The sequence below is a fragment of the Nonomuraea sediminis genome, assembly GCF_018531495.1.
Taxonomy (GTDB): Bacteria; Actinomycetota; Actinomycetes; order Streptosporangiales; family Streptosporangiaceae; genus Nonomuraea; species Nonomuraea sediminis.
Genome location: NZ_JAHDTI010000029.1, coordinates 23561 through 40483 on the forward strand (window position 1 = coordinate 23561; position 16923 = coordinate 40483).

At 70.0% G+C, this 16923-nt stretch carries 15 protein-coding genes; 6 read left to right on the forward strand and 9 right to left on the reverse strand.

Features of this window, described 5'->3' with window-relative positions:
- Positions 1-53 precede the first annotated feature (53 nt).
- On the forward strand, positions 54-1931 hold the full coding sequence (locus KIK09_RS56045; RefSeq protein ID WP_214327754.1) for an ABC transporter ATP-binding protein: 1878 nt from the start codon (positions 54-56) through the stop codon (positions 1929-1931).
- Positions 1932-1944: 13 nt separating this feature from the next.
- Here the strand turns inward: KIK09_RS56045 and KIK09_RS58860 are convergent, their stop codons facing one another.
- Positions 1945-2454 carry an MFS transporter gene (locus KIK09_RS58860; RefSeq protein WP_250575426.1) on the reverse strand — a complete coding sequence of 170 codons (510 nt, stop codon included), beginning with the start codon at positions 2452-2454 and terminating at the stop codon, positions 1945-1947.
- Positions 2433-3356: an MFS transporter gene (locus KIK09_RS56050; protein ID WP_250575427.1), complete on the reverse strand. Its 924-nt coding sequence runs from the start codon at positions 3354-3356 to the stop codon at positions 2433-2435. The genes KIK09_RS58860 and KIK09_RS56050 overlap by 22 nt, the downstream gene beginning before the upstream one ends.
- A 70-nt stretch (positions 3357-3426) precedes the next feature.
- Between KIK09_RS56050 and KIK09_RS56055 the strand changes: the two genes are divergently transcribed.
- Together KIK09_RS56055 and KIK09_RS56060 are read left to right on the forward strand one after the other, a co-directional pair.
- Positions 3427-4083, forward strand: a complete 657-nt coding sequence (locus KIK09_RS56055; protein WP_250575437.1) for a TetR/AcrR family transcriptional regulator — start codon at positions 3427-3429, stop codon at positions 4081-4083.
- On the forward strand, positions 4080-4817 hold the full coding sequence (locus KIK09_RS56060; protein WP_214327756.1) for a methylenetetrahydrofolate reductase: 738 nt from the start codon (positions 4080-4082) through the stop codon (positions 4815-4817). The genes KIK09_RS56055 and KIK09_RS56060 overlap by 4 nt, the downstream gene beginning before the upstream one ends.
- Here KIK09_RS56060 and KIK09_RS56065 read toward each other — a convergent pair.
- The 3 genes from KIK09_RS56065 to KIK09_RS56075 are packed head-to-tail and all read right to left on the reverse strand — an operon-like array spanning position 4778 to position 8951.
- Positions 4778-6250, reverse strand: a complete 1473-nt coding sequence (locus KIK09_RS56065; RefSeq protein WP_214327757.1) for an MFS transporter — start codon at positions 6248-6250, stop codon at positions 4778-4780. The genes KIK09_RS56060 and KIK09_RS56065 overlap by 40 nt on opposite strands.
- A gap of 21 nt (positions 6251-6271) precedes the next feature.
- Positions 6272-6934 (reverse strand): Crp/Fnr family transcriptional regulator, encoded by a 663-nt coding sequence (locus KIK09_RS56070; protein WP_214327758.1) that lies wholly within the window; start codon positions 6932-6934, stop codon positions 6272-6274.
- A gap of 7 nt (positions 6935-6941) precedes the next feature.
- Positions 6942-8951, reverse strand: a complete 2010-nt coding sequence (locus tag KIK09_RS56075; RefSeq protein WP_308164873.1) for an adenylate/guanylate cyclase domain-containing protein — start codon at positions 8949-8951, stop codon at positions 6942-6944.
- Between the two features lie 207 nt (positions 8952-9158).
- On the opposite strand from KIK09_RS56075, the gene KIK09_RS56080 reads away from it, so the two are divergent.
- Positions 9159-10070, forward strand: coding sequence for a collagen-like domain-containing protein (locus KIK09_RS56080; RefSeq protein WP_214327759.1), 912 nt, complete (start codon positions 9159-9161; stop codon positions 10068-10070).
- 43 nt (positions 10071-10113) lie between these two features.
- Here the strand turns inward: KIK09_RS56080 and purL are convergent, their stop codons facing one another.
- The 4 genes from purL to purS all read right to left on the reverse strand — a co-directional run bounded on the left by purL (position 10114) and on the right by purS (position 14564).
- Positions 10114-12318: a phosphoribosylformylglycinamidine synthase subunit PurL gene (gene purL / locus KIK09_RS56085; protein ID WP_214327785.1), complete on the reverse strand. Its 2205-nt coding sequence runs from the start codon at positions 12316-12318 to the stop codon at positions 10114-10116.
- 74 nt (positions 12319-12392) lie between these two features.
- Entirely contained in the window at positions 12393-13076 is a 684-nt protein-coding gene (gene purQ / locus KIK09_RS56090) for a phosphoribosylformylglycinamidine synthase subunit PurQ (protein ID WP_214327760.1), read from the reverse strand.
- Positions 13077-13723: 647 nt separating this feature from the next.
- On the reverse strand, positions 13724-14098 hold the full coding sequence (locus KIK09_RS56095; RefSeq protein ID WP_214327786.1) for an ATP-binding protein: 375 nt from the start codon (positions 14096-14098) through the stop codon (positions 13724-13726).
- A 220-nt stretch (positions 14099-14318) separates the two neighbouring features.
- The gene (gene purS / locus KIK09_RS56100) at positions 14319-14564 is read right to left on the reverse strand and encodes a phosphoribosylformylglycinamidine synthase subunit PurS (RefSeq protein WP_214327761.1); all 246 of its coding nucleotides are present in this window, start codon (positions 14562-14564) and stop codon (positions 14319-14321) included.
- A 286-nt stretch (positions 14565-14850) separates the two neighbouring features.
- On the opposite strand from purS, the gene pdhA reads away from it, so the two are divergent.
- Together pdhA and KIK09_RS56110 are read left to right on the forward strand one after the other, a co-directional pair.
- Complete coding sequence (gene pdhA, locus KIK09_RS56105) at positions 14851-15945, forward strand: pyruvate dehydrogenase (acetyl-transferring) E1 component subunit alpha (RefSeq protein WP_214327762.1); 1095 nt, start codon at positions 14851-14853, stop codon at positions 15943-15945.
- Entirely contained in the window at positions 15942-16922 is a 981-nt protein-coding gene (locus KIK09_RS56110) for an alpha-ketoacid dehydrogenase subunit beta (RefSeq protein WP_214327763.1), read from the forward strand. The genes pdhA and KIK09_RS56110 overlap by 4 nt, the downstream gene beginning before the upstream one ends.
- Position 16923 lies beyond the last annotated feature (1 nt).

Consider the following 16923-nt stretch of genomic DNA (forward strand, 5'->3'; position numbering starts at 1 on the left):
GGATCCTAAACCCCTTGACCTGAAGTTAAGTTGAGCTTCTAGGCTTCCATGCCATGAGCATGGAAGTGACCGCGTGGCATCAGCTGTACTCGTTGAACAACCAGACCGAGCGCCGTTCCCTGTCGAAGCAGACGCTGCGGCGGATCGCGGCCTTCGCCCGGCCGCACAGGAAGCGGATCTCCGCGTTCCTGCTGTTGAGCCTGGTGATGGCGGCCCTGGCGGTGGTGGCGCCGCTGCTGGCGGGCAGGGTGGTCGACGCCATCGTGAAGGGTGAGCCGTTCGGCGTGGTGGGCTGGCTGGCCGCGCTGATCGCGGGGCTGGCGATCGCCGAGGCAGGGCTGGGGCTGCTGACCAGGTGGATGTCGGCGAGCCTCGGTGAGGGATTGATCCTAGACCTGCGCACCGCCGTGTTCGACCACGTGCAGCGGATGCCGGTCGCGTTCTTCATGCGGACCAGGACCGGCGCGCTGGTCAGCCGGTTGAACAACGACGTGATCGGCGCTCAGCGGGCCTTCACCGACACGCTGTCCGGCGTGGCGGGCAACGTGGTGACGCTGGTGCTGACGCTGATCGTGATGATCGGGATCTCGTGGCAGATCACGCTGCTCGCGCTGATCCTGTTGCCGATCTTCGTGCTGCCCGCCCGCCGGATGGGCGTCAGGATCGCCCGGCTGCGCCGCGAGGCCGCCGACCACAACGCGGCGATGGGCAACCAGATGACCGAGCGGTTCTCGGCGCCCGGCGCGACGCTGGTGAAGCTGTTCGGCAGGCCGGCGCGGGAGTCGGCCGAGTTCGAGGCCAGGGCGCGCAGGGTGCGCGACATCGGCGTGCGCACCGCCATGAACCAGTCGGTCTTCGTCACCGCGCTCACGCTGGTCTCGGCCCTCGCGCTGGCCCTGGTGTACGGCTTGGGCGGCTTCTACGCGCTCACCGGGCGGCTGGAGGCCGGCTCGGTGGTGGCTCTCGCGCTGCTGCTGACCCGGCTGTACGCGCCGCTGACCGCGCTGGCCAGCGCCCGGGTCGACGTGATGAGCGCGCTGGTCAGCTTCGAGCGCGTCTTCGAGGTGCTGGACCTGGAGCCGCTCATCAAGCAGCGGCCGGGCGCCCGCGCGGTGCCCGAGGGCCCGGTCTCGGTCGAGTTCGACGACGTGCGCTTCGCCTACCCCTCGGCCGACAAGGTCTCGCTGGCCTCGCTCGAGGAGGTCGCCACGCTCGACTCGCGCGGTGGCGAGGAGGTGCTGCACGGCATCTCCTTCACCGCCGAGCCCGGCCAGATGGTGGCGCTGGTGGGTTCCTCGGGTGCGGGCAAGTCCACGATCGCCCAGCTCCTGCCCCGTCTCTACGACGTCGACTCGGGCGCGGTACGGCTGGCCGGGGTGGACGTGCGTGACCTGACGGCCGACTCGATCCGCGACACCCTCGGCATGGTCACCCAGGACGGGCACCTGTTCCACGACACGATCAGGGCCAACCTGCTGCTGGCCAGGCCCGAGGCGGCCGAGGCCGAGCTGTGGGACGCCCTGCACAGGGCCCGCCTGGCCGGGCTGATCGAGTCGCTGCCCGACGGGCTCGACACCGTGGTGGGCGAGCGCGGCTACCGCCTGTCGGGCGGGGAGCGGCAGCGGCTGACGATCGCCCGGCTGCTGCTGGCCAGGCCGCGCGTGGTGATCCTGGACGAGGCCACCGCCGCGCTCGACTCCACCAACGAGGCGGCGGTCCAGGCGGCGCTGGCCGAGGCCCTCGACGGACGGACCGCGGTGGTCATCGCCCACCGCCTGTCCACGATCCGCGCCGCCGACGCCATCCTCGTGATCGAGGACGGCCGCGTGGTCGAGCGCGGGACGCACGCGGAGCTCCTCGCCGCGGGTGGCCGCTACGAGGAGCTCTACCGCACCCAGTTCGACGACCCCGCGGAAGCCGCTGTCGCCTGACCCCTGCCGGGGGTCAGGCGACGGGGGCGGGGGCGGGCAGCTCTTCCTCGGCGCTTCGCGCGGGCGTACGGCTCGCGCGGAGCGTGACGATGGCCACCGGGATGCCGAGCAGCACGATCACCGCCGCGATCACCAGCGTGAACTGGTAGGCGTCGAGGAAGGCGATGAGCGGCGGCTGGTGGCTCGCGCTCTGCCGCCCGCTCAGGATCGCGCCCAGGACCGTGATCCCGAGGAGCCCGAACACCTCGCGGGAGACGTTGAGCACCCCGGAGGCGATCCCGGAGCGGCCGGCGGGCATGCCGTTCAACGTGACCGCCGTCAGCGAGACCAGCATCCCGCCGCCGACCCCGTAGAGCAGGAACCAGGGCAGCACGTCACCGTAGGTTCCTGAAGCCCCGACACCGGACAGCATGTAGATCGCCACGCCCATCAGCGCCAGCCCGAGCGCCACGGACCGCCCGACGCCGAAGGTCGCCGAGATCCGCTGCGAGAGCATCGCCATCACGGCCATGACCAGCGCCATCGCACGAACGACGCGCCCGCCTCGGTGGGAGAGAACCCGAGCACGTTCTGCAGCCAGAGCGCGCTGAAGAAGTAGATCCCGAACACCCCGAACGACCAGACGCCCATCGTGGCCAGTCCGCCGGAGAACACCCGGGCACGGAAGAGCGACAGGTCGATCATCGGCTCCGCCGCCCGCGACTCGATCAGCAGGAACGAGGCCGCGCCCAGCCCGGCGATCCCGAAGGCGGCGAGGATCTCGGGCGAGGTCCACCCGGCCGACGACCCCTCGATGAGGGCATAGGTCAGGGCGAACAGGGCCACCGCCGAAGCCACCAGCCCGGGCACGTCGAGGCTGTGCCGTACCCGGGCGAAAGTCGGACGGACCGCCCAGAACGCCAGCCCGAAGGTGGCGACGCCGATCGGGACGTTGATCAGGTAGATCCAGCCCCAGTGCAGGTTCTCACTGATGAATCCGCCGGTCACCGGGCCCAGCGCCATCGACAGCGCGCCTGCGGAGCTCCAGATGCCCACGGCCCTGCCGCGTTCTGCGGGATCGGGGAAGATCTGCGCGAGCAGCGACAGCGCGGTCGGGGTCAGCAGTGCGGCGCCGACTCCCTGTGCCGCCCTGGCGGCGATGAGCACCCCGGCGCCCGTGGAAAGCCCGGCGGCCAGCGACGAGATCGTGAAGACGGCGAGGCCTGACAGGAGCAGGCGGCGCGCACCGAACAGGTCCGCCAGCCGGCCGCCGACCAGCATGAGACCGGCGAAAACCAGGATGTAGCTGGAAGTGATCCACTCCAAGCCCGAGATCGTCAGCCCGAGATCCCGCTGGATCGTCGGGAGGGCCACATTGGCCACGTTGTTGTCCAGGTAAGTCATGAACGTGCCGAGGGTCACCGCGGCCAGCGCCCACCATCTCATCAGTCACTCCTATACGTCGTACTTGTACGTCGTATAGTTCAACTTGTACGGCGTATAGTTGTCAACCGTGATGGGAAAACTGACCGCGGAGGCCATCGTCGAGCGGGCACTGGAGATCGGTGACGCCGAGGGGCTCGACGCGGTGACGATCCGGCGCCTGGCCACCGAGCTCGGCGTGACCCCGATGGCTCTCTACTGGCATTTCAAGAACAAGGAACAACTGCTCGTCGGCATGGCCGACCACCTGGTCGACGGCTTCGCCGCCAAGCCCGCCGACGAGCGATCGTGGCAGGAGCAACTGCGCGACCTGGTCGAGGGCCTGATCAGGACGCTGCGCAGCTACCCCTGCGCCAAGAACGTGCTCGAGCAGGTCGACCAGACCGAGGTGCCCAGCTTCCTCAAGGTCTGGGACCAGGCGCTCGGCCTGGCCAGGACGGCCGGGTTCTCGACGGAGGAGAGCTGCCTGATCTCCAAGTACCTGCTGCAGAGCGCGATCGCGATCGCCGACGCGCCGGTGCACCTGCGCCCGGGCCGTACTCCCGACGAGGTCCAGGAGATCGTGCGGGTCAAGCGGCTCGGGCTCCAGTCGCTGCCGGTGGACAGGTACCCACACCTTGTGGAAATGGCGGGGCCTATGGTCGAAGGCATGGATCCTGATTTCTACGACTCGTTCGGAGTCGATCTGGTCCTCAGTGGCATCGAGGCGCTGGCGAGGTCCCGGGCATGAGCTTCGAAGTGGTGTGCGAGATCGAGCCGCCGACCACGCCGGACCTGAAGCACGTCAGGCACCAGATCGGCACGCTGAGCAAGGTCGCCGACGCCTTCCTCATCCCCGACAACCACATCGGGCGCGCCACGGTGTCGAGCGTGGCCGTCGCGCACGAGGTGGAGGCGATGGGCGGGCGCAGCATCGCCTGCCTGAACTCGCGCGACCGCAACCTGCTCGGCTTCCGCCGGGACCTGCTGACGGCCGCCGCCTACGGGGTGGACCAGTTCTTGTTCGTCTACGGCGACAAGCCCTCGGTCGGCAACAGGACCAGCGACCTGACCGTGCGCTCGATGATCGACGAGGCCAAGCCGGACTTCCGCGTGGGCGCCGCCGCCGGGCTGCGGCCGCTGCCGTCGTGGAAGCGGGCGGCCGACTTCCTGTTCGTCCAGGTGAGCTTCTCGCTGGAGGCGCTGCTGCGCTGGCGGGAGGCCAATCAGGTCGAGGTGCCGGTCTACGCCGGGGTGATGGTGCTGGCCAGCGAGGGCCACGCGCGCCGCCTGGCCGCCGCCATCCCCGACATCGCCATTCCCGAGGACCTGGTCGAGCGCGTCGCCGCCGACCGCATGGCCGGCGTCGAGGCGGCCTGCGCCCAGGTGCTGGCGATCCGCGACTCAGGCGCCTTCGACGGCGTCCACCTCATCCCGGTGACGCGCTACCGCGACGTGGAGCCCCGGCTGGCCGCGCTGCTCTGACGATCCCTGGCCAGCGCCGCCAGCACGGCGCCCGCCAGGGCCACCGCGAAGAGCATGCCGTACGTCCGCTGGAAGCCGCCCATCAGCTGGTCCACCGCGACGGGGGAGAGCTTGGCCAGCGTGGCCGCGTACACCTGGTCGCGCAGCTGCGGCCCCACCGACGAGGTCAGCACGCTGAGCGACAGGCCGACGCTGATCACGATGCCCACGTTCATCACCATGAGCCGGAACCCGTTCACCACGCCCAGGCTCCCGCTCGGCAGCGCCCGCATGACCTGCGTGGTGTTCCCGGTCAGGAACGTGCCACCCCCGCACCCGGCCACGAACAGCCCCACCCCGATGATCCAGTACGGCGTGCCGGGGTCGGCCGTCAGCATCAGCGTGCCGAGCCCGGCGGCGCTCATCAGCATGCCCCCGACCGACAGCGCGTACGGCGAGACCCGCTGCCCCAGGGATCCCGCGAGCGGCGAGGCGAGCGCCATGCCGACCGGCACAGGCAGCACGCTCAGCCCGGCGGTGAAGGCGTCCACGCCCCTGGCGGCCTGGAAGTACAGCGCCACCACCAGGATGAGCGCCGAGCGGGCCAGCGCGGCGCAGAAGGAGGCCAGGTTCGCGCACGCCAGCATCCGCCCGCCGAACAGCCGCAGGTCCAGCACAGGATGCGAGGCCCGCCGCTCCACCAGCAGGATCAGCGGCACCAGCACGACGAAGAGCCCGAAGCCGATCAGGACCACCGGGCTCGTCAGGCCGAAGGACCCCGCCTCCGACAGCGCCAGCATGAAGGCCGACAGAGCGGCGAAGATCAGGGCGTTGCCCAGGAAGTCGACCGGCGTCCGCGGGCCCGGCGGCACCTTGCGCAGCGTCAGCCAGCCCCACACCAGCGCGACCAGCCCGGCGGGCACGTTCACCCAGAAGATCCACTGCCAGCCGGCCGCCTCGGCGATCAGCCCGCCCAGCGTCGGCCCGGCCAGCTGCGCCACCGACAGCGTGCCGATGTAGACGCCCATGCCCTGGCTGAGCCGGTCGGGCGGGAAGGCGTCGGTGATGATGACCGTGCCGTTGGCCAGGATCATCGCCGACCCGATCGCCTGCAGCACCCGCATCCCGACCAGGAACCAGACGTTCGGCGACAGCCCGGCCGCCAGCGAGGCCACGGTGAACAGCGCGAACCCGGCCAGGTAGACCTCCCGGCGCCCGAGCAGGTCGGCGACCCGGCCGAAGAACACCAGCGAGGCCGTGTTGACCAGCAGGAACGACAGCAGGATCCAGCCGGACTGGAACGGGGTCGCGTGGAAGTGCCGGACCACGGCGGGCAGCGCGACGTTCAGCGTGCTGCCGGCGATGCCGATGAGGACGAGTCCGAGGCTGGTGACCGAGCAAACGCGCCACGCGTAACGGAGGCGGTCAGCGTAATCGGGGGAGACCGCGACCATATGTCCTACTATGCCCGCCCGCTATCTGGCGCGCTTACGCAGCCCCTCCAGGTCGTGGATCACCACCCGGCGCCGCCCGGTCTCGATCAGCCCGCGGTCACGCAGCGTGCGCAGCGCCTTGCTCACGGCCTCGCGCGAGGCGCCGGTCCATCCGGCCAGCTCGTCCTGCGACAGCGGCAGCGCCACCCGCAGCCCGCCGTTGGTCTTCTCGCCGTACCGCTCTGCCAGCTCGATCAGCCGGGTCGCCACCCGGCCCGTGGTGTCGAAGGCGCCGTACTCGATCCGCTTGCGGTCGGCGTCGCGGATCTTCCCGGTGATCAGCTGCATGAGCAGCACCGCGATCCGCCCGTGAGCCTGCAGGAAGGCGGCGAACTCCGGCACCACGATGCCCGCGATCGGCTCGAGCGCGGTGACCGTGGCCGAGCGCGGGGAGCCGTCGATCGCCGAGAACTCGCCGATCAGCCCGCCGGGCCCGCGCACCGCCAGCACCACCTCGGTGCCGCTCGAGGTGTGCGAGGAGACCTTCACCCGGCCCTCGGTCAGCGCGAGCACCCAGTCGGAGGTGTCACCCTCCGTCATCACGGTCGTCCCGCGATCCCATCGCCGGGGTCGTCCCGCCGCGCGCAGCGCCGCGATCTCGTCTTCCGTCAGCAAGGAGAGGAACTCACCTGGCTCTGGATTCATGAGCCGATTACATCGCGGTCAGCACGTACGCGTCGACCCGCTCTTGTTTTCCCTTCAGACTCAGCTTCCCCAAGGGTGTGACCGTGACACCGCCGTCCAGCTGCTTCAGCGTGTCCGAGCCGATCACCACCGTGCCCGGCTCGGCCATGGCCTGGAGCCTGGCGGCCACGTTCACGCAGTCGCCCATGGCGTTGAAGCCGCGCAGCTCGGGGCTGCCGATGTTGCCGACCAGGGCGAGCCCGGTGTTCACGCCCACGCGGAAGGTCGGCCAGGCCACCGAGTCGGTGCGCTGCCAGGACACCTCCTCGGCCACCTCGGCGGCGGCCCGCTGCATGGCCAGCGCAGCCCGGCAGGCGGCCGCGGCGTGGTCGTCCTGGGAGGCGGGCGCGTTGAACAGCGCGAGCAGCGCGTCGCCGACGAACTGCACGATCGTCCCCTTTTCCTGGAGGATGCACGGCACCGCGGCGGTGTGGTAGCGGTTGAGCATCTCCACGATCTCGCCCGGCGCGACCTTCTCCGAGAACGTGGTGAACCCCTTGAGGTCGGCGAACAGCGCCGTCAGCACCTTCAGCTCGCCGCCGAGCGCGGCCTGCGCGGGGTCGGCGAGCAGCGCGCTGGCCACGTCGGGCGACATGTACTGCCGGAAGAGCGTCTCCAGCTCCTGGTAGAGGCGGGCGTTCTCCAGCGAGATCGACAGCTGCCCGGCCAGCGTCGCGGCCAGCGCCTCGTCCTGGGTGGTGCCGCCGACCGGCACCTCCAGGGCGCCCGCCAGATGTCCCTTGACGGTGAGCGGGAAGGCCACCAGGTTGCCGCGCCGGATCGGGGCGTCGCCGTCGAAGGCGTACTCGCGCGAGCCGATGTGCGTCCTGCCCTCCGACACCAGCCCGATCTTCACGTCTCCGTAGGCCTGCCGTACGCGCTCGAGAGCCGTGGCGAGCAGCTCGTTCTCGGCCAGGCCGACGCGTGTCTGCGCGCTGACGTCCACCAGGGCGGCCAGGCGCTGCGACAGCTCGCGCTCGTTGGCCAGGGCCCTGCCCGCGCTGTCCAGGACCGCGCTCTGGCCCTCGTTGAGCCGGAACTTGCCCGACAGGCGGGTGGCGGCCAGCGGCTCGCCCCGCCGTACGTGCTCGACCAGCTCCTCGAGCGCGCGCTCGTAGTCCTGCCTGATGCGGCGTACGGTCGCCGAGAGCGCGACCGAGTCGAACAGCCCCGCGCTCGAGCCCTCGCGCCTGAACTGCAGGTAGGCGCTGTAGGCCACGAACACGAAGGCCAGCGTCAGCAGCAGGTGCCACTCCCACCACGACAGGTGCCAGTTGAGCTGCGACATCCCCGCGATCATGGCCTCGGCCAGCAGCGCGTAGGCGGTGATCAGGCTGATCAGCATCGCCGAGGGCCGCCGCCGGTGCAGCAGGAACATCATCACGCTGCCCGCCCCGTACAGCGCGAGCCCGGGGATGGACAGCCACGCCAGCCAGTCGACCGGCGTGGCCAGCGGCGGCCGGCTGAGCGGCGTCAGGTCCGGCACCAGCGAGGCGACCCCCCACAGCACCAGGAACCCGAACAGGATCCCGCGCACCAGATGCTGGGAGTCCAGTACGGCTCGCGCTGCCTTCTCACCCAGCGGCAGCGCGGAGGCGAACGCGAACACCGCCGCGATCGTCAGCCCCACCTGCTGGCCGATGTCGAAGCCGAGCGACCCCGTGGGCAGGAGGATCTTCGGCGTGGCCAGACCGTGCAGGAAGAAGAAGCCGGCGCTGGTCAGGAAGACCATCGAGACCAGCCAGAGCCGGGCGTCGTGGCGCCTGCGGGAGGCCTCGCTGATCAGCGTGCCGAGCACGACGTTCAGCCCGGCGACCGTGACGATCATCCAGAAGTGGCTGGGGTTGTGCTGCCAGGGGATGTTCAGCTGGTCGTTGGCCAGCAGCAGCCAGAGCCCGAGCATGGGCAGGATCAGGTGGATCGCCCAGACCACGCCCCGCACCGGCTGCGTGGCTGGGGGCAGGTAGGGAGCGGACACGCCCTCGATTATCCATCGGGCGCCCCTCCAGCCAATGCGTCCTTTTACTCAGTGCGAATCTTCTTGACCCGTCAAGTAACGTCAACCCGGCCTGTCACCCTGTGCATCGTGACAAATGCGTTATGTCACCACTGCCAACCGCTGGAACGTTTGAAACGTGAACCTCTTGCTCAACATGAGCACCAGAGGTTTCGTGGAAGGAAAGCCGTGGCTATCAAGGTTCGTGGTGGGCGCACGCTCACCCTGGCCACTGTCGGGGCGCTGGCCGCCGCGCTGCTCACCGTCGGTGGGGTCGCCACCGCATCGTCGGCCGGCGGTGAGGTGCATGCCTGCGTACACAAGAAGACCCGGTACGCGCGCATCGTCAACCCGACCACCCCGTGCAGGAAGACCGAGGAGCGGGTGCTGATCGGCGGCGGCGGGGGCCAGACCCAGACCGCCGTCACGGCCGGGCCCAGGGGAGACCAGGGCCCCGCGGGTCCGAAGGGCGAGATGGGTCCCGCCGGGCCCCAGGGTCAGCAGGGCAAGCCGGGCGCGCAGGGCCCGAAGGGCGAGACCGGACCTGCCGGACCGGCGGGCCCGCAGGGCAAGCCGGGGGAGCAGGGCGCGCAGGGCAAGCCGGGCGCGGAAGGCCCGAAGGGTGACACCGGTCCCGCCGGCCCGCAGGGGCCCAAGGGCGAGACCGGCCCGGCAGGTCCCGCGGGCAAGACGGGTGGGGACGGGCCGAAGGGCGACACCGGTCCGGCTGGACCTCAGGGGTCCAAGGGCGAGACAGGCAAGACTGGTCCGGAAGGGCCGAAGGGCGACACCGGTCCCGCCGGGCCGCAGGGTCCCAAGGGTGACCCGGGCGGCGCGGCCAGCACGTACGTGAAGTTCGCTTCCCTGAGTGGCGTGGGCTCGGTGACCGCCTCCTGCAAGAGCGGCGACGTCGCCTCCGGCGGTGGCTTCAGCTTCACCACGCTCAAGAACGCCGTCGTCATGGGCAGCGCGCCGAACGGCGCCGGCACCGGGTGGACCGTCACTGTGGCCAAGGACGACAACGGCGGCGGCAACAACCTTTCCAGCAACGGCGCCAGCGTGAGCGGCACCGCCTACGTGGTCTGCCTCGGCAAGGCCTGAGACATGAGAGGGGGCGGGTACCCGCGTACCCGCCCCCGACGAATCAGCCGAAGATGGCCGGCAGCGTGCCCTGGTGGGTGGCGCGGAGCTCGGCCACCGGGACCTCCAGGACGTCCTGGACGACCAGCGCGTCGCCGCCCGTGGTGCCCAGGCCGTAGCAGGGCACCTCGTGGCGGGCGCACAGCGCGGCGAGCTCGTCGAAAGCCTCCGGCTTGACCGTCACCAGCGCCCTGGCCGCCGACTCGCTGAACAGGTCGGTGAACGCGTCGCCGCTGAGCGAGACGCGCGCGCCCACCCCCTGAGCCAGGCACGACTCGGACAGCGCGATCGCCAGGCCGCCGTCGGACAGGTCGTGCGAGCCCTCGAGCAGCCCCAGCCTGGCCGCCTCCACCAGGACCGTGGCCAGCGCGCGCTCGGCCTCCAGGTCGGCCTCGGGCGGCAGGCCGCCGAGGTGGCCGTGGGCCACGTGCGCCCACTCCGAGCCGCCGAACTCGTTCTTCGTCTCGCCCAGCAGGACCACCTTCAGGTCCGGGGCGACAAATCCGGACTTGACCCGCTTCGAGACGTCCTCGATGACCCCGAGCACGCCGACCACCGGGGTCGGGTGGATCGCCGTCGAGCCGGTCTGGTTGTAGAAGGACACGTTGCCGCCGGTCACCGGGACGCCCAGCGTGCGGCAGGCGTCGGCCAGGCCGCGCACGGCCTCGGCGAACTGCCACATCACCTCGGGGTCCTCCGGCGAGCCGAAGTTGAGGCAGTTGGTCACCGCCAGCGGCTCGGCGCCGGTGACGGCCACGTTCCGGTAGGCCTCGGCCAGCGCCAGCTGCGCCCCGGCGTACGGGTCGAGCCTGGCGTAGCGGCCGTTGCCGTCGGTGGCCAGCGCGATGCCCCTGGTCGTGGGCTCGGCCCCGGCCATGACCTCGGAGATCCGCACCATGCCCGCGTCGGCAGGCTGGGCCAGCACGGTGTTGGAGCGGACATAACGGTCGTACTGCGAGGTCACCCACTCCTTGGAAGCAAGGTTGGGCGAGCCGAGCAGTTCGAGCAGCGTGCCGCGCAGGTCGACGGGACGGTCGAGCTTGTCCGGAGTGTCGGCGTTCAGCGCGGCCTGGCCGACCGGCTCGTGGTACGGGCGCTCGTAGACGGGGCCCTCGTCGGCGGCGGTGCCCGGCGGGATGTCGACGATCGTCTCGCCGTTCCACGTCATCACCAGCCGGCCGGTGTCGGTCACCTCGCCGATCACGGTCGCCGGGACATCCCACTTCCTGCAGATGTCCATGAAGGCGGAGATGTCGGACGGCCGGACGACCGCCATCATGCGCTCCTGCGACTCGCTCATGAGGATCTCCTCAGGCGTGAGCGAGGGGTCGCGCAGCGGGACCAGGTTGAGGTCGACGCTCATGCCGCCGGTGCCCTTGGCGGCCAGCTCCGTGGTCGCGCACGACACCCCGGCCGCGCCCAGGTCCTGGATGCCCACGACCACGTCGGCCGCGTACAGCTCCAGGCAGCACTCGATGAGCAGCTTCTCCATGAACGGGTCGCCCACCTGTACGGCGGGCCGCTTGGCGTGCGACTCGTCCTCGAAGGTGGCCGAGGCCAGCACCGACGCCCCGCCGATGCCGTCAGGGCCGGTGGAGGCGCCGAAGAGCACCACCTTGTTGCCGGGCCCAGGAGCGGTGGCCAGCTTGATCTGGTCCTTGCGCAGCAGGCCCACGCAGAGCGCATTGACCAGCGGGTTGCCGATGTAGCAGGGGTCGAAGACGACCTCGCCGCCGATGTTGGGCAGCCCCAGGCAGTTGCCGTAGGACGAGATGCCCTCGACCACGCCGGGCAGCACCCGCTTGGTGTCGTCCTGGCGGGCCCCGCCGAAGCGCAGCGCGTCCATGACGGCGATCGGGCGGGCGCCCATCGACATGATGTCGCGCACGATGCCGCCCACGCCGGTGGCCGCGCCCTGGTGCGGCTCGACGTACGACGGGTGGTTGTGCGACTCGATCTTGAACGTGGCGGCCCAGCCGTCGCCGATGTCCACCACGCCGGCGTTCTCGCCCATGCCCACGAGCAGGGCCTCGGACTTCGGCGCCTTGGTGCCGAACTGGCGCAGATGGACCTTGGAAGACTTGTAGGAGCAGTGCTCGGACCACATGACGCTGTAGATGGCCAGCTCCGAGCCGGTCGGACGGCGCCCGAGGATCTCCTTGACCCGGTCGTACTCGTCCTGCTTCATCCCGAGCTCGGCGAACGGCATCTTCTCGTTTGGCGACTCCGTCGCCAGCTTGACGTTGTCGGTGCTGTGTTTGATGGTTCGCTCGCTGCGCTCGCTCACGTGTTCACCAGCTTCCTGAGAATGGAGGTGAAGAAACCGCGGCCATCGGTCGAAGGCGCACCGACGAGGTCCTCGACGGCATGCTCCGGGTGCGGCATGAGGCCGACGATGTTGCCCGCCTCGTTCGAGATGCCCGCGATGTCGTTCAGCGAGCCGTTCGGGTTGCCGTCCAGATAGCGGAAGACCACCTGCCCGTTGGACTCCAGCGCGGCGAGCGTGTCGTCGTCGGCCACGTAGCGGCCCTCGCCGTGCTTGATCGGCAGCACGATCTCCTGGCCGACCGCGAAGTCGCTCGTCCACGGCGTGTCCGTCGAATCCACCCGGATCCGCTGGTCACGGCAGACGTAGTGCAGCGAGCCGTTGCGCGTCAGCGCGCCGGGCAGCAGGTGCGCCTCGCACAGGATCTGGAAACCGTTGCACGTCCCCAGCACGGGCAGCCCCGCCCGCGCCGCCGGGACCAGCTCCTCCATCAGCGGCGCGAACCGCGAGATCGCCCCGCACCGCAGGTAGTCGCCATAGGAGAAGCCACCTGGCAGGAAGACCGCGTCGACCCCCTTCAGATCGTGATCGGCGTGCCACAAGGGCACCGCCTCGGCCCCCACGAGCCGTACGGCCCTGGCCGCATCCTGGTCGTCGAGTGTCCCTGGAAACGTGACCACGCCCACCCGGGCAGCGCTCATGACCCTTTCCCCTCCGAGGAATCCCGCCCGGATCGCATCCCATCGCCCGGCGGTGCCCCCAACGATATCTGCTGGTCCCCGCTGCTCACCCACGGGCCACTTCTTGCTCCTGATCCAGCGGTCTTGCTCCTGGTACGGCAGGCCCCCGCCACTGGCCGCCCGCCGTCGCGGGTTGACGGCCCGCGCCCGGCGCTTCCGGCGAGTCGGTGACGGTTGCTCGCCGCCACGGCGCTTCGATCTCCGGGCACCACGGTTCCCCTTGCCCGCCGTACAGCGCGCCGGACCACCGCCGTACGCCTCCTCGCCGACCCCGGCGCAGTGAACCCCCGGCGCAGGCGAGAAGACCCAGGCGGGTTCCGGCGCCCACCCGCGTTCCGGGGCCCACCCGTGTTCCGGCCCCCGAGGGTTCTCAGGCGCCGGGTCGGCGGGGTGTGGGTCGGCGGAGGGCGGCGCCGTGTGCGGTGGGGGACCAAGGGCCGTGGGATGCGGGTTCCGGAGCGGCGTAACGGCGTGCAACCCCGTGTCGCCGGAGGAGCGTCTCCCTGGACAGGGCCGAGCCGAAGTGCGGCGACTGGCGGAAGGGCGGCCTTGCCGTACAGGAATGAGACAGCCTTGCCGTACGGGAATCAGACAGCGCGGAACAGGAATCAGACTGCTGCCAGCTCTCGATGCGGAGCGTCGTCCCAGGCGAGGTTCTTGCGCAGGTGGACCGTGGTGCCACGGGGGCCGGCGGCGAAGGTCAGCTCGTCGACCACGGAGCGCATGATGAGCAGGCCCCGGCCGTTCTCGGTCTCCGGGGGCGGGAAGTGCTGCGGCATGGCGGGCACGCCGCCGCCGTTGTCGGTGATGCGGACGTCGCAGTGACCGTAGCCGATCGACGCCGCGACCTCGTAGCGGTTGGCAGGACCCCCGTGCCGCACCGCGTTGGAGCACGCCTCGGAGACCGCGAGCAGCAGGTCGGAGATGCAGGTCTCGCTCACGTGGAGCGAGCGCATCGCATCTCCGAGCACTCGCCTGACCATCGGAATGCCGATCGCATCCCGAGGCAGTGCCAACGAGAACTCAATATCCACCGGACTCCTCCGGGCGCCGGAATGTCACCTGGAGTAGGTTTCCCCGTGAAATCAGGGCTAACCGCAAAATCACGTTGTTGTTATTTACTGTTGGCACAGCCGTTGCATTGTGGCACGTGAGAGCTCCCCTTTAACCACCCGCGGGGATTTCCAGTCAGGAAAATGTGACCTAGCTCTCAACACGCACGGTGAAGTCCTCGATCACGGTGTTGGCCAGCAGCGTCTCGGCCATCTTCCGAACCTCGGCCAGGGCCGCCTCGTCGGCGGGCCCGTCCAGTTCGACCTCGAACCGCTTGCCCTGACGGACCGCGGACACGCCGGAGAAACCGAGCCGGGGAAGCGCGCGGGCGATGGCCTGCCCCTGCGGGTCGAGAATCTCGGGCTTCAGCATGACGTCGACGATGACGCGCGTCACTGGGTCCTCCTGGTCTAGCGGCCTAATACCGTCACTCAGCCTAGTGCCAGCCGACATGGTGGCAGTGCCCAGGCGGTCTTTACCCTCGGGGTGCCGGTGCCGGTAGGTGTCGGCGGTATCACACAGGGAACGGGGAGGACATGGGGCTTGCGCGGAGGACTGTGAGGTCTGCCACGATGTTCCAAACGCGTGCTCCCAAACCACCACCACTTGGGATGTACGCACGTAAGGCTGGCCTAAGGTGGCAACCCCACCAGCACCGGCCCCTACCGCACAGGAGTGGCAAGTGACAGTCGACGCCTCTCTAGGTGCTGCAGACGCACCTCCGGAGCTCGTCCAGCTGCTTACCCCGGAAGGGGAGCGAGTCGAGCACCCCGACTACGACATCGACCTGACATCGGAAGAGGTCAGGTCGCTCTATCGCGACATGACGCTGGTCCGTCGCATCGACTTCGAGGCCGTGGCGCTCCAGCGGCACGGCGAGCTCGGCATCTGGGCCTCGCTGCAGGGCCAGGAGGCCGCGCAGATCGGTTCCGGCCGTGCGCTGACCGACGCGGACATGGCCTTCCCCACCTACCGCGAGCACGGTGTCGCCTGGTGTCGCGGCGTCGACCCGGTGAAGCTGCTCGGCCTGTTCCGTGGCGTCAACCACGGCGGCTGGGACCCGAAGGAGCACAACTTCCACCTGTACACGATCGTGATCGGCAGCCAGACGCTGCACGCGGTCGGCTACGCGATGGGCGTGCAGCGCGACCTGGCCAGCGAGGCCACGATCGCCTACTTCGGCGACGGCGCCAGCTCCCAGGGCGACGTGAACGAGTCGTTCGTGTGGGCGAGTGTGTTCAACGCCCCGATCGTGTTCTTCTGCCAGAACAACCAGTGGGCCATCTCCGAGCCGCTGGAGAAGCAGTCGCGCATCCCGCTCTACCGGCGTGCCTCCGGGTTCGGCTTCCCTGGCATCCGGGTGGACGGCAACGACGTCTTCGCCTGCCTCGCCGTCACCCGGCAGGCGCTGAAGAACGCGCGCGAGGGCCAGGGCCCGATGCTGATCGAGGCCTTCACCTACCGCATGGGCGCCCACACCACCACCGACGACCCCACCCGCTACCGCGTGGCCAGCGAGCTGGAGGCGTGGAAGCTGAAGGACCCGATCGAGCGCGTCAAGGCGTACCTGTTCAAGACCGAGCAGGCCGACCAGGCCTTCTTCGACGACGTCGAGGCCGAGGCCGACCAGCTCGGCGCCGACCTGCGCCGCCGCTGCCTGGAGATGCCCGACCCGGGCCCGCTCGACATGTTCGAGCACGTCTACCGCGAGCCGCACGCGCTCGTCGCCGAGGAACGCGCCCAGTATGCCGCCTATCTGGAGGGCTTTGAGTCATGACGGTTCTGAGCCTTTCCAAAGCGCTCAACGAGGGCATGCGCAAGGCCATGGAGGACGACTCCAAGGTCCTGATCATGGGCGAGGACGTCGGCAAGCTGGGCGGCGTCTTCCGCGTCACCGACGGCCTGCAGAAGGACTTCGGCGAGGACCGCGTCATCGACACCCCGCTGGCCGAGTCCGGCATCATCGGCACCGCGATCGGCCTGGCCCTGCGCGGCTACCGGCCCGTGTGCGAGATCCAGTTCGACGGGTTCGTCTTCCCGGCCGCCGACCAGATCATCACGCAGCTTGCCAAGATGCCGATGCGCTCGCTCGGCGCGATCAAGCTGCCCGTCGTGGTCCGCATCCCGTGCGGTGGCGGCATCGGCGCGGTCGAGCACCACAGCGAGTCGCCCGAGTCGTACTTCACCCACACCGCGGGCCTGCGCGTGGTGGCCTGCTCCAACCCCGCCGACGCCTACACGATGATCCAGCAGGCGATCCGCAGCGACGACCCGGTCATCTTCTTCGAGCCCAAGCGCCGCTACTGGGAGAAGGCCGACATCGACACGACCTCCACCGACTGGTGGACGCCCTTCGACAAGGCCAAGGTCGTACGGCAGGGCACCGACGCCACCCTGATCGCCTACGGGCCCATGGTCAAGACCTGCCTGGAGGCGGCCACCGCCGCCCAGGAGGACGGGCGCTCGCTCGAGATCGTCGACCTGCGCTCGCTCAACCCGCTCGACGCCCCGCTGGTCATGGACTCGGTCCGGCGTACGGGCCGCGCCGTGATCGTGCACGAGGCGCCCGTCTACAGCGGCTTCGGCGCCGAGCTGGCGGCCAGGATCACCGAGCAGTGCTTCTACCACCTGGAGTCTCCCGTGCTGCGGGTCGGCGGTCCCTCGACGCCGTACCCGCCGTCGAGGCTCGAGGACTACTACCTGCCCGACCTGGACAGGGTCCTCGAGGCGGTCGACCGGGCGTTCGGGTTCTGAG

Bases quoted from the DNA above. Each gene is read 5' to 3' on its own strand.
- KIK09_RS56045 (WP_214327754.1), top strand. From the start codon at position 54: ATGAGCATGGAAGTGACCGCGTGGCATCAGCTGTACTCGTTGAACAAC.
- KIK09_RS58860 (WP_250575426.1), bottom strand. From the start codon at position 2,454: ATGGCGCTGGTCATGGCCGTGATGGCGATGCTCTCGCAGCGGATCTCG.
- KIK09_RS56050 (WP_250575427.1), bottom strand. From the start codon at position 3,356: ATGAGATGGTGGGCGCTGGCCGCGGTGACCCTCGGCACGTTCATGACT.
- KIK09_RS56055 (WP_250575437.1), top strand. From the start codon at position 3,427: ATGGGAAAACTGACCGCGGAGGCCATCGTCGAGCGGGCACTGGAGATC.
- KIK09_RS56060 (WP_214327756.1), top strand. From the start codon at position 4,080: ATGAGCTTCGAAGTGGTGTGCGAGATCGAGCCGCCGACCACGCCGGAC.
- KIK09_RS56065 (WP_214327757.1), bottom strand. From the start codon at position 6,250: ATGGTCGCGGTCTCCCCCGATTACGCTGACCGCCTCCGTTACGCGTGG.
- KIK09_RS56070 (WP_214327758.1), bottom strand. From the start codon at position 6,934: ATGAATCCAGAGCCAGGTGAGTTCCTCTCCTTGCTGACGGAAGACGAG.
- purL (WP_214327785.1), bottom strand. From the start codon at position 12,318: ATGCCGTTCGCCGAGCTCGGGATGAAGCAGGACGAGTACGACCGGGTC.
- purQ (WP_214327760.1), bottom strand. From the start codon at position 13,076: ATGAGCGCTGCCCGGGTGGGCGTGGTCACGTTTCCAGGGACACTCGAC.
- KIK09_RS56095 (WP_214327786.1), bottom strand. From the start codon at position 14,098: ATGGTCAGGCGAGTGCTCGGAGATGCGATGCGCTCGCTCCACGTGAGC.
- KIK09_RS56110 (WP_214327763.1), top strand. From the start codon at position 15,942: ATGACGGTTCTGAGCCTTTCCAAAGCGCTCAACGAGGGCATGCGCAAG.